Below are 12,469 nucleotides of genomic sequence, written 5' to 3'. Positions count from 1 at the left end.
GGTCATAGAACTGGCAGTTAAAGCAGAACGATCGAATTTTTCCAATTGTCTACTATCTTTACTTCGAGATTTGTGGAATAATGGAAGAAAAAGTGAAGGGAAGTTTTATGAATGGGTAATCATGCTGAGGCATTGAAAAAGTATGCCAGATTGGCGGTTCAAACAGGTGTCAACCTGCAAAAAGGACAGGGTCTGATTATCAATGCTCCTGTGGAAGCTGCCGAATTCACACGAATGGTAGTGAAAGAAGCTTATCAGGCAGGCGCTAAAAATGTCCATTTGGAATGGAACGATGAAACACTTACTTACTTGAAAATGAAAAATGCTCCGATGGAAGTCCTGGAAAATTATCCGAAATGGAAAGCGCAGGGACTGGAAGAAATGGTCAAGGATGGCTACGCATTACTTACGATTTATGGAGAAAATCCCGACTTACTGAAGGATATCGATGGCAAGCGAATCGCAGCAGCCAACAAGGCAGGCGGTGAAGCACTCAGTGAGTACCGGGACTATATCATGAATGATAAGGTATGCTGGTCGATTGTCGGATATCCGACAGCTGCCTGGTCGAAAAAAGTTTTTCCAGATCTCTCTTCTGAAGAAGCGCAGGAAAAGTTATGGGAAAAAATCTTCAGCATCACCCGTGTCGATCAGGAAGACCCGGTCAAAGCCTGGGCAGACCACAATGAAACGCTGCGCAAAGCACGTGCGTACTTGAATGATAAACAATACAAGCAGCTTATCTATCGAGCGGATGGAACCGATTTGACCATCGATCTGCCAGAAAATCATATTTGGCACGGCGGCTCGGCTGTTTCTGCTGGAGGAGTCGAGTTCAACCCGAACATGCCTACGGAGGAAGTTTTCACCATGCCGCACAAGTATGGGGTGAATGGGACGGTGAAAAGCACCAAGCCTTTGAGCTATGGCGGCAATTTAATTGAGAACTTTTCGTTGACCTTTGAAAAAGGGAAGGTTGTCTCGTTTTCTGCAGAAAAAGGAGAAGAAACCCTGCAACACTTGCTTGATACGGATGAAGGCTCACGCCGACTGGGGGAAGTCGCGCTAGTTCCGCACGAATCCCCGATCTCCCAGTCTAAAATCATCTTTTTCAACACCTTGTTTGATGAAAATGCTTCATGTCATTTGGCGTTGGGAAAAGCATACCCGACAAATATAGAGCATGGTCCGGAAATGGACAAGCAGCAGTTAGACGAGCACGGAGTAAATGATAGTCTTAACCACGAAGACTTCATGATGGGATCTGCTCAGCTGGACATTGACGGGGTTACGCAGGATGGTAGCAAAGAGCCGGTCTTCCGTAACGGAAGCTGGGCGATATCATTTTCCTGAATTTAATTGCTTTTGCTAATAAATTGTTTTAACTGTTCTAGATTTTGGCTGTCTCTTGCCTGGTTATATCCGGCAAAGGGGCAGCCTTTTTCTTGTACCCGCTGGACGGTGTTTTCCAGTGTGAACTGGTCAGGGGAAAGCCGCTCGGTGATTTCTTCCCAAAACAATGGTGCAGATACCGTGGCAGCATCGTTTTTTCGTGGTGAATAGGGGGCGATCAATGTTTTGTCCCTGCCATGCTGAACATAGTCCACATAAAGCTTGTTACCACGATTCTTTTTCAGCCTCTCGGTAGTGAACAAATCATCATGCTGTTTGACCAAAAGCATTGCCAATGCTTGCGTAAAAGTCGCTGTATCGTTGTAGGAAAGACTGTTTTCCGGGATGGGTATGTAAACTTGTATTCCTTTATTTCCCGAAGTCTTTACAAACGATTTCAGCAGCAGCTGATCAAGCATCTTTTTCAACAACTGTGCCGCACAGACGGCAAGACGGAACTCACTAATCGAAGGCGGATCTAAATCAAATACGATTTCAATGGGGTCAGTCCCTCCCATATATTGAAAAGGGACGTGATATTCCATGGCGCCATGATTGCCAAGCCAGACTAGTGCTTCGGATGAGCTGCAGTGGAGCAGGGTGTCTTCGCCGCTTTTGTCTCCAGCCAGAAAATCCGGTGCATAATCTGGTAAATGCTTCTGAAAGAAGGAATCCCCATCCACTCCTTCAGGGCAGCGAATGACCGTGAGCGCCCTGTTTTTCAGAAACGGAAGCATATAAGGGGAAATTTTCCGAAGATAATGAACCAAGTCCCCTTTCGCTAGCTTTTTTTTCGGATAAAATGGCTTTTCCTGATTGCTCAAGTCAATGCTTGAAGGCAGCATAGCCAGTCCTTGTTTAGCCCGTTGCCAGGTACACTGCTCGGGCTGTAAATCAATCCGGAAGCCACGAAAAACCGGTTCACGAAGTTCACCGTCCTGAATATCCAGGCAATGGATATCCACACAAATCGCTGGTGGTAGCTTGACTTCATTCCCTGTCTTTTCCCCTTTAGAATCGGCCAATTTTTTCAGCATAGCCAGTGGTTCTCCCTCTAATCCGTGCTTGAATTTTCCAATCGAAACGAGTGCTTCATCACGATAAACAGCTGCATCAAAATAGCCATTGGAAAGCGAGTAACCAGTGATGATGCAGCTGATAACCCGCCAATTTTTCACTTTAAGCCAATCGCGGTGAGTTTTTCCGGGAACATAACGACTTTCACGCCGTTTCCCGACCATGCCTTCTCCTCGATGCTCTGTGATCTTTATCCACAGTTTTTTCCAGTTATCAAAACTTTCTATGTAGCCAAGCCGTTTGGCCCAATCAACCGGCCGCCTGACTTCCAGCTGATTAAATAAATCAGCCAATTTTTCTTTGCGTTCCAGGTAAGTTAAGGCACATAAATCTTTCTCTTCCAGTAACAGCAAATCAAAACAAAGGAAGTGGGCTGGACGTACTTTGGCTGCTTTTGCAATCGTGGTTTCTGTTTTAAAGCGCCCGCGCTGTTGGATCAGCGGAAAGTTGGCCTGGTAGGGTGTATTAAGGATGACGATTTCCCCGTCCAGCGTTAACGGAAGCAGTTCTTCCACCCGTTGCTGCTCTTTTCGGCAAAATGCAAGAATCTCTGGAAAGTTCTTGCTTAAGTCCTTACCATTACGGCTAATCAATTTGATGCTGTCCTTTTTCCAGTAGAGAACCGCTCTGAACCCATCGTATTTTGTTTCAAACACCCATTCTTTCCCTTTTGGTATTGATTCGTTGGCAATTGGCTGCATCAGTTTCATCGTTGTAATCTTCCTTTATCCAGTGATCGTTATCATAAATAGTCTTTTCTTTTTGCATAGGTGTTAGTCATAAATCCTGGCGATTTCGACAAAATAAGCATAAGCAAGCAAGAAAGGAGGATAATCATGCACACGATGTGGAAAGGGACAATCAGCTTCGGACTGGTCAATATTCCGGTGAAGCTCCATGCCGCAACGGAAAACAAAGATGTTAAATTGCGGCAACTGCATAAGGAGTGTCAATCACCGATTAAATACCAAAAGGTCTGTCCGGTATGTGAAAGAGAAGTGGAATCCGAAGAGATCGTCAAGGCCTTCGAATATGCGAAAAACAAATTTGTTGTGCTGACCGACGAGGAGATGGCTGAACTGCAGGAAGAGCACACGGATAAAGCCGTGGAAATCGTTGATTTCGTACAACTGGAGGAAATCGATCCGATTTACTTTGAAAAAAGCTATTATTTATCGCCTAATGAAGGGGGAGGAAAAGCGTACACCCTCCTAAGACAAGCCTTGGCTGACAGCGGGAAAATAGGGGTAGCCAAGATGGTGATCCGCTCTAAAGAGCAATTGGCTGCCATCAGAGTGTACGAAAATACACTGGTCGTGGAAACCATCCATTATCCAGACGAAGTAAGAGACGTGAAAGAAGTGCCGAATGTCCCTGAAGATGCCAAAGCAGACCCGAAAGAACTGGATACGGCAAAAATGTTGATTGATCAGCTAACAAGTGAATTCGACCCGGAAAAATATAAAGACAATTACCGGACAGCACTGCTCGATTTAATCGAAGAGAAGAAAAACGCCGATGAAACAGCGACTGCTCAAGATAAGCCAGTTCCTGACAATGTCCATAACTTGATGGAAGCGCTCGAAGCTTCGCTGGATAGAGCCAAAAACGATAAACCAGACCAGCCAGCAGAAAAGAAAAAAACCACCAGCCCGAAAAAACCAAAAAAGAAAATGAAAAAAAATGCATAAAAGGGTCAGTCCCCCACCCTGTTACCACTGTAACAGGGTAAAGTTTTTGCAAGGCTTTGCATTTTTTTTACAAGCTGTTTAAGTTACATGTCAATTCCATAACAACCTCTTTAAATCGTTCATCAGGATGCGAAAAGATGATTAGAATGGGTATTAATTAAACAGGAAGAAAAGTATGATGATTTTTTTCGCGGAGGAATGAGAACGATGAAGAGGGATGCTTTTTTTGACAATGCCAAGTTCCTGCTGATTTTTCTGGTTGTTTTCGGTCACTTGATTCAACCGCTAAAAACCGATTCAGCAGTAATCAATGTTTTATATCATTGGATTTATCTATTTCACATGCCGGCGTTTATCCTGTTATCGGGATTCTTTGCCAAAGGATCGGGAAGTAAGGGGTATATCGTAAAGTTATCGAAAAAACTGCTTTTACCGTACATGATTTTCCAATTGTTCTATACCATCTATTACTTTTTTATCGGAAAAGGGGACTGGATGGCAGCTCCTTTTTACCCCCACTGGTCCCTTTGGTTCTTATTCAGCTTGTTCTGTTGGCACTTGCTATTAATTGTATTCAGCAAGCTGCCGATGTTCAAAGGTCTCGCAGCAGCAGTCATGCTGGGAATAATGGTTGGTTATTTTGACACTATCGGCCATTCGTTCAGTTTATCCAGAACGTTTGTCTTTTTTCCATTTTTCCTGCTTGGCTATTGGCTGACCAAAGAACAGGTGATGCTGGCAAAAACCAAGCTGGTGAAATCGGCGTCGCTTATCATCATGACAGCAGCCGTTTTGGTTATAAGTATCTATCCTGATTTTTCAACAGACTGGCTGCTCGGATCCAAGTCGTACGCAGCGATGGATGCGTCCACTTCGGGTGGACTTTCTAGACTGGCCGTCTATGCTTCTGCGCTGGTTATGACTTTCAGCATCTTCGCCTGGGTACCGCGGACGCCTGGATTATGGACCGAATTTGGGAAGCGGACGTTGTATGTTTACTTGCTTCACGGATTTTTCATTCAATATATCCGCCAGGAAGACTGGCTTTTCTACAACCATCCAGTCGATATCATTGGTTTTGCGGCCGTTTCCATGGCAATCGTGCTAGTACTATCCAACAAAACAATGCTTACCATCTGGCAGCCGTTTATTGAAGGCAATGCTTCCCTGTTGAAGGAAAAGCTTTTCTCCCACCGCAAGCAGCGGTGATGACATAGATAAATGACCCAACCTGCATAACAGGCTGGGTCATTTTTTTAGATATCCTTTTTATCAAGTTAGAACCTTACAAAGAATAATGATAGCATCATTGTTTAGGAGGTCGTGCTTTATCCGGCAAATTTGAAGACTTCTCTAAAAGAGATAGGTGATACGGCTATTAGAAAAAGAGTCTTTGCTTAACCACCGCACCCGCTCCGGCGGAAAATTGAAATGCGGAAGCGAGGAAAAGACGAACTAAAAAATGAGGTGGGCTACCAGTACGATGATCGGCAAGGTAATGATGGTCCGCTCAAGAAAAATAATCACCAACTCATAAAACTTCACCGGTACCTTGGAACCAAGCAGCAGTCCCCCGACTTCAGACATATAAACCAACTGGGTGACGGAAAGTGCTGCAATCACGAACCTGGTAAGCTCGCTCTCGATCGAGCTTCCGATTATCGCAGGCAGGAACATATCAGCAAAGCCGACCAAAATCGTTTGGGAAGCCTCCGTGGCATTTGGGATCTGCATTATTTCCAATAACGGAATAAACGGAACACCAAGCCATTGGAAAAACGGTGTGTATTCTGCAAGAATCAAGGCGACAAGACCGAACGCCATGACAACAGGAGCAACACCCATCCACATATCCAGTGCGTTTTGGGCACCCTGTTTAAAAAATTTCAACACGCTTGTTTCCTGACCGCCGCGGTTGACCGCCTGCCGGTATCCCCAAGTAAAGATGTTCTGACCTTCCGGAATCCCTTCGTCTTTCATTTGGCTGCTGTCGTCTGCATACGTATCCGCTTTGCGCGAAAGCGGCGGAATCCGCGGCATAATTAAAGCAGCCACAAATCCTGCCAACAGGACAGTTGCATAGAAAGGAAGGAACATATCCATCAGCCCCACTTCGGCTATAACCACAAGCGTAAAGGTGATGGAAACGATCGAGAAGGTTGTACCGATAACCGCAGCTTCCCGTTTGGTATAGTACCCTTCTTCATATTGCTTGCTCGTAAGCAAAACACCGATCGTTCCGTCTCCAAGCCACGAGGCAAGCGAGTCGATAGATGCCCGTCCGGGAAGTTTGAATAAGGGGCGCATTACCTTAGAAAGAATCGTGCCGAACAGTTCCAGCAGTCCATAGTTCAATAAAAGCGGCAGGAACAAGCCGGCAAATAAAAATACGCTAAATAACACATGCAGCAAATCTCCGAGAATAAAAGCGCCGGTATCTGCAGAATAAATCGCCTCATGGCCTAATTCGAAATAAACCATGATGGCGAAAACCATTGCCGCAATCCGGGTTATCAGCCAAAACCAGCTGACATGGAATAGCTGCTGAAAAAAAGGATAGCCATTAAGCACTTGCTTTCCGGCCAGTTTCACTATCAGACTGGCAATCGCTGTAATGGAAATGATGATCGTCATAATCGCAGAAAGCTGATCAGCCAATAAATCCTGCAGCCAGTTGGACAGGATGGCAATCGGAATCGTCACCTCGCCATCGACAGCGATAGGGGTCATAAAAAGGAAAATGCCGATCAATGAAGGAATGATAAATTTAAAATGGTCAGCCAATGTATAATTTTTGTTTTTCATAGGGTCCTCCCTTGAAGAGATGATAACTATCTCTTCAATAAAATTCTAATAAGATAAGTATAAAAATACAGCAATATTCATTTTAATGCATAATCATTAATTAGCCAACCGTTTTGTGCAAATTTTTCACATACAACTTTTTACATTATCCAACGTACTCGCTCAAAACACGGTCGACTGATGATCCGTATGCTTCCCCGAACATATTCAGATGAACCAATAAATAATAGAGCTGGTACAAAGGTTTTACATCGGGATAATAATCCGGTAAAGGGGATGATTCCTGATAAGCTTTGTAAAAATCATCGGGGAACCCTCCGAATACTTCGGTAAAAGCGAGTTCAAACAGCCGGTCACCATAAAGCACAGAAGGATCGATTAAAAAAGGCTCGCCATCCGGACCGGGCAGCCAGTTCCCGCCCCATAAATCACCATGCAGCAGGGATGCGGAAACCGATGCGGGAATCAAGTTATCCAGCCTGTCGAGAAGGATGGCCATCCGTTTTCGGCGTGTTTCCGGCATATTGCCTTGCGAGACAGCGGTATGGAACTGTGGCTCTAGCCGTTGCTCACGGTAGTAAGTGAGCCAATTATCATACAATCCATTAGGCTGTGGCAGCGTCCCGATAAACGTGTCTTCGGAAAATCCATGTTGGCTGTTCTGATGCTGGTGCATTGCCGCAACCTTTCTGCCAAGCTGTTCTGTCGTCTTCCTGGAGGGGTTTCCTGCAATCCAGTCCATCACAAGCAGACCGGTCTTCCCTTTTTCCGGTTCATCGTAATCAAGCACCTCCGGCACGGCTACTGTATTCGTTTCTTTAATGGAGCGAAGGCCTTTTGCTTCAACACGGAAAAAGTGCGGGGGGATATTGTTGTTCCCCTTGATAAAGTACTCCCGTTCCTGTGTACGCACATAGTATGCCTGGTTGATATCACCTCCGCCTACCTGACGTATGGTGTTTACGGTTGACGAGTCGCCGATAGCAGCCAACTTCTCTTTGATTAGTTGTTCCACATAAATCTCCTTTCCAATTACAATGCGGGAAAACGGTTTATGCTAATTTATATCCTAAATAAACCGTTGTATAACCTCAGATTTACTCCATGTGAAGATTGCGGAATTCCCGGGGAGTGACGCCTTCATAAAGTTTGAACTGGGAAGAAAAATAGCTTTGATTGCAGAATTTGAACAGCAGGGCAATTTCCGAGATGGAGCTCGTGGTATGGAGCAGGTAATATTTTGCCTCCGTAATCCGCTTCTTATTGATGTATTTCACTATTGAAATGCCGACTTCTTTTTTGAAAAGATGGGACAGGTAACTTGGATGGACAAAGCAGAATTTGCTGATCAAATCCAAGTTTAAATCTTGAAGAATGTGGTATTGGATATACGTAATAGCCCGGTTCACCACTTTCCCGTACGGCAGTTTTTTTTCTGTGTTAACGGTTTGGATGAAATGGGACAGCATTACATATTCCAACTGGTCGAGCGCTTGTAGATTATCCAGGCGTTCTATTTCCAGTATATAGGCATCGCTGAGCGTGAAAGCTGTTTCCGGATCAACTCCGCCGTTGATGATCGCCCTGGTCAATAGCGTACAGGAGCATATCAACGAGTTTTTCATGGATCGATGCGGGGTGTGGGCAAGTATGGGGCGTCGATCTTTATTGATGCTTTGCATGATGTGGGTGGCTTTTTCGATATCTCCCTGGGCTACAGCTGTAAGCAGCTGACTTTCCAGCAGAAAGGAAGGGTGATAGTATTCATTGTTCCTGTTTTCCAATTTCATTGTCAGATATTTGGTAATCACCGGGTTCTGGGTCGAATGGTCCATGGCCTTCTCTCCATTTCTATCTAAAAATTTAATAACAATCTAAAAATTTTAGTATTCATTGAAAGCGCTATCGTTATACAATCAATTATAGTTAAATATATATAAATAACAAGGAGGTCAATCAATATGAAAAAGTGGCTGTCATTTTTATTTGCTATTACACTCATGGCGCTTGTGCTGGCTGCATGCGGGGGAGACGAAGAATCCAGTCAGGAAAGCGGAGAGGAAACGTCCGGTGAAACGGAAGGTTCCGACAGCGAATCAAGTGGTGATGTAACCACCATCACGTTTGCTGCACAAAGTGATGATACACCGGCAACCAAAGCGGCAATTGAAGAATTTAACAATAGTCAGGATCAATATAAAGTGGAATGGACACAGATGACCAATGACTCTGCGCAAATGCATGATCAATTACTTACTTCCTTATCCAGCGAAGCGGGAGAATATGATGTGCTGTCGCTCGATGTGGTCTGGGCTGGAGAATTTGCCGGGGCTGGATATTTGGAGCCCATCGATATGATGATGGATGATGCAGGTCTGAAAATCGATGATTTCAATGCAGGATCGATGAAATCCGGTAATTACAAAGGGAAACAATACACCCTTCCGTACTTCCCGGATGTAGGTTTGCTGTTCTTCCGGAGTGATATTGTTTCGGGTGAGGATGCGGAGAAGTTGATTTCCGGCGATTATACTTATGAAGAGCTTGGGGAAATGGCTGAGCGTTACGCGTCAGAAAATGACATCAGTAACGGGTTTGTTTACCAGTCCAAGCAATATGAAGGTCTGACAGTGAATGCCAATGAATTTACCAACCAATTTGAAGATGTTGAATCAGGCTTGCAGACGATGTATGACTTCACGACGGCTGACTGGACACCTGATGACATTCTGAATTATGCAGAGGGAGAAGCATCCACTGCCTTTGAAAATGGCAATGCCGTTTTTGAACGGAACTGGCCGTATATCTATGGCCGACTTAAAAATCCGGAAGAAAGCGGGGCGACAGTCGACGTAGAGAATGTCGAAGCTGCACCGCTGCCGAATGGCGGGTCTGTCGGCGGATGGTTGCTGGGAATCAACGCGAACTCCGATGTGAAAGAGGGGGCTTGGGAGTTTATTCAATTCCTGGCAGGACCGGATGGACAGAAGATTCTATCCACAGAAGGAAGCTATCTGCCTGGATACAATCCATTGCTTGAAGACCAGGAAGTACTGGATTCCAATGAACTGCTAAACATGGAAGGATTCCAAAATGCACTTCAAAGCACCATTGCGCGTCCGGTCTCAGCAGATTATTCCGAAATCTCAAACGAGATTCAGGTTGCTGTTCATAAATACTTGAGCTCCGGCGAAGACCTGGACAATGCTGTTCAAACAATCGAGGATGCCACTAGCGAAGAAGAATAAGGAGCATAAAAATACAGGTGGAATAAAAGGGCTCTTTCGTAAGGGCCCTTTTCCACTTTCACTGTTATAACCAGGAAAAACCACTTTATAACAAGAGTCGGGAGGTACAGAGCCTTATGAGAAAAATGGGTTTTCGTGAATTTTTATTTATTGTTCCTATTCTATTGCTAATCGGTATCTTCTCCCTGTGGCCAGTCCTCCAGTCCTTTACGTACAGTTTCTTCGACTTTCAGTTGAATGATCGTACCAAATCAGGACTTTATTTAAATGAACGGTTTAACGTCGACTTATATAAGGAAACATCCTTGTATGTCGATCGCTTCATTTCTCAGGACATGGAAACAATCACAGATGAAGAAGATAAGGCTAGTGCACAGGAAGTTATCGACCAATTAAACAATCTGGACAAGGAATTTGAAAATGAAGATGGCGTTATCACGATCAGCAGCGAGCAAAAGGAACAAATAGAGGCTGCTTATGAGAACGCCGATGCTACCGTCCAGACATTGGCCGATAACTATGAATTGCAGCAGGAGGAGAACCTGCCGCTGCTCGTAGAAGATATCAAGAACAGTATGATAGAGTCCAATTTTATCGGCCTGCAAGGGTATAAACGGGCCTTACAGGATCACTTTGTGCTAGATGCACTCCAGCATACCCTTGTTTTCACCTTTGCCAGTGTCGCACTGGAATTGGTTCTTGGACTCGGAATGGCTATGGTCATGAACCAGGGAATTCGAGGGAAAGGGTTCATCCGGACAACTTCTTTGATCCCTTGGGCAATTCCGACTGCGGTTGCTGCCTTGATGTGGAGCTATCTGTACGATGGCAGTGCCGGTGTCGTGGCCGAAATTTTTTCCAATATTGGGTTGCTTGATGAACCGACGGACCTAATGCAGACAGGAGCAGGGGCGATGACTGCAGCAATCTTGGCTGACGTTTGGAAAACCACTCCTTACATGGCCATTTTGCTCTTGGCCGGCCTGCAAAATATCCCGAGTTCCTTATATGAGGCATCATCGATCGACGGAGCTAACAGGGTCCAGGATTTCTTCCGTATCACCTTGCCATTATTGAAGCCATCGATTCTCGTCGCTTTACTTTTCCGGACACTGGATGCATTCCGTATTTTCGATTTGATCTACGTTTTGACCGGTGGTGGTCCGGGCGGGTCAACTGAAACATTATCGGTTTACTCGTATAAAGTGATGTTCGGCCAGACGAATTTTGGATATGGATCTGTCGTCGTCATGATTATGTTCGTGTGCGTCGCGATCATTTCCACTATTTATGTCAAGTTCCTTGGAACGAACATCATGGATAGAAATTAAAGGAGGGAAGCATGATGGCAAATAATGCAGGTGCAGAGAAAAAAGGCTTTGGCTTGCCGTTTTGGATAATGCTTATTTTTTACTTGGTAATTATCGTTTTTCCGTTTATTTGGATATTGATCACCTCCTTTAAACAGACGGGTGAAATTTACGGCAACAATCCGTTTTCTATCATTCCGGATAATCCGACCATGCAACACTACGCTGATGTAATTATGGAAAAAGGGATCATGCGGGCAATCGGTAATAGTTTGATTGTTTCTGGTGTAACAACTATTTATATCGTAATAGTGGCGACTTTTGCTGCTTATGCGATTTCCCGTTTCGATTTTCGAGGGAAAAATCTACTGCTGGGCATTGTACTGGCTGTTTCTATGTTTCCGCAAATGATTGTAATCGGTCCGATTTATAACTTATTCATAGACTTGGGTTGGACGAATAGTTATTGGATTACACTTCCGTATTCATCGATCACCCTGCCGATGGCTGTCTGGATATTGGTCACCCATTTCAACCAAATACCGTTGGCTCTGGAAGAGTCTGCCCGAATTGATGGTGCTTCAGCTTTCCAGACGCTGTACAAAATCGTCTTCCCGCTGGCGGCACCTGGCGTATTCACAGTTGCAATCATTACCTTCATTACCGCTTGGAATGAATTTGTGCTGGCGATTACCATCAATTCCAATTCGGAATATCACACGGTTCCGGTGGCCATTTCCTTTTTGCGCACCCAGTTTGAAATTCTTTGGGGACAGGTCGCTGCAGCTACGATACTTGTGACGATCCCGACATTGGTGATTGTGCTCTTATTCCAACGACAGATTGTCAATGGACTCACACAGGGCGGGGTCAAAGAGTAGCATGACCCCGTATGAAGTAGGAAATTTGTAACAACAGACGAATTATTATATGGTAATCAAAACAA

General features: G+C 44.7%; 10 protein-coding genes. 6 read left to right on the top strand and 4 right to left on the bottom strand.

Annotated features, from left to right (window positions below; all coding sequences use genetic code 11):
• Positions 1-111 precede the first annotated feature (111 nt).
• Positions 112-1,353, top strand: coding sequence for an aminopeptidase (locus ERJ70_RS17660; protein ID WP_209366062.1), 1,242 nt, complete (start codon positions 112-114; stop codon positions 1,351-1,353).
• 2 nt (positions 1,354-1,355) lie between these two features.
• Here ERJ70_RS17660 and ERJ70_RS17655 read toward each other — a convergent pair whose 3' ends face one another.
• Complete coding sequence (locus ERJ70_RS17655; RefSeq protein ID WP_209366061.1) at positions 1,356-3,179, bottom strand: DNA ligase D; 1,824 nt, start codon at positions 3,177-3,179, stop codon at positions 1,356-1,358.
• A gap of 126 nt (positions 3,180-3,305) precedes the next feature.
• Between ERJ70_RS17655 and ku the strand changes: the two genes are divergently transcribed.
• The gene (gene ku, locus ERJ70_RS17650; RefSeq protein WP_209366060.1) at positions 3,306-4,160 is read left to right on the top strand and encodes a non-homologous end joining protein Ku; all 855 of its coding nucleotides are present in this window, start codon (positions 3,306-3,308) and stop codon (positions 4,158-4,160) included.
• A 207-nt stretch (positions 4,161-4,367) separates the two neighbouring features.
• On the top strand, positions 4,368-5,369 hold the full coding sequence (locus tag ERJ70_RS17645) for an acyltransferase family protein (protein WP_209366059.1): 1,002 nt from the start codon (positions 4,368-4,370) through the stop codon (positions 5,367-5,369).
• 246 nt (positions 5,370-5,615) lie between these two features.
• Here the strand turns inward: ERJ70_RS17645 and ERJ70_RS17640 are convergent, their stop codons facing one another.
• The 3 genes from ERJ70_RS17640 to ERJ70_RS17630 form a co-directional block, all read right to left on the bottom strand.
• A complete protein-coding gene (locus ERJ70_RS17640) occupies positions 5,616-6,965 on the bottom strand; it encodes a YjiH family protein (protein WP_209366058.1) in 1,350 nt (449 codons plus the stop codon).
• 145 nt (positions 6,966-7,110) lie between these two features.
• Entirely contained in the window at positions 7,111-7,980 is an 870-nt protein-coding gene (locus tag ERJ70_RS17635) for a fructosamine kinase family protein (RefSeq protein WP_209366057.1), read from the bottom strand.
• 82 nt (positions 7,981-8,062) lie between these two features.
• Positions 8,063-8,800: a helix-turn-helix domain-containing protein gene (locus ERJ70_RS17630; RefSeq protein WP_209366056.1), complete on the bottom strand. Its 738-nt coding sequence runs from the start codon at positions 8,798-8,800 to the stop codon at positions 8,063-8,065.
• A 126-nt stretch (positions 8,801-8,926) separates the two neighbouring features.
• Here ERJ70_RS17630 and ERJ70_RS17625 point away from each other — a divergent pair, with 126 nt between their 5' ends.
• The 3 genes from ERJ70_RS17625 (at position 8,927) to ERJ70_RS17615 (ending at position 12,404) form a co-directional block, all read left to right on the top strand.
• Positions 8,927-10,213 carry an extracellular solute-binding protein gene (locus ERJ70_RS17625; protein ID WP_209366055.1) on the top strand — a complete coding sequence of 429 codons (1,287 nt, stop codon included), beginning with the start codon at positions 8,927-8,929 and terminating at the stop codon, positions 10,211-10,213.
• Between the two features lie 116 nt (positions 10,214-10,329).
• On the top strand, positions 10,330-11,544 hold the full coding sequence (locus ERJ70_RS17620) for a carbohydrate ABC transporter permease (RefSeq protein ID WP_209366054.1): 1,215 nt from the start codon (positions 10,330-10,332) through the stop codon (positions 11,542-11,544).
• 68 nt (positions 11,545-11,612) lie between these two features.
• On the top strand, positions 11,613-12,404 hold the full coding sequence (locus tag ERJ70_RS17615) for a carbohydrate ABC transporter permease (RefSeq protein ID WP_374099826.1): 792 nt from the start codon (positions 11,613-11,615) through the stop codon (positions 12,402-12,404).
• The last annotated feature ends 65 nt before the right edge of the window (positions 12,405-12,469 follow it).

The sequence above is a fragment of the Sediminibacillus dalangtanensis genome (assembly GCF_017792025.1).
GTDB classification, from domain to species: Bacteria; Bacillota; Bacilli; order Bacillales; family Amphibacillaceae; genus Sediminibacillus; species Sediminibacillus dalangtanensis.
Note: the sequence above shows the minus strand (reverse complement) of the source record. Positions and strands in the feature narration are given on the sequence as shown.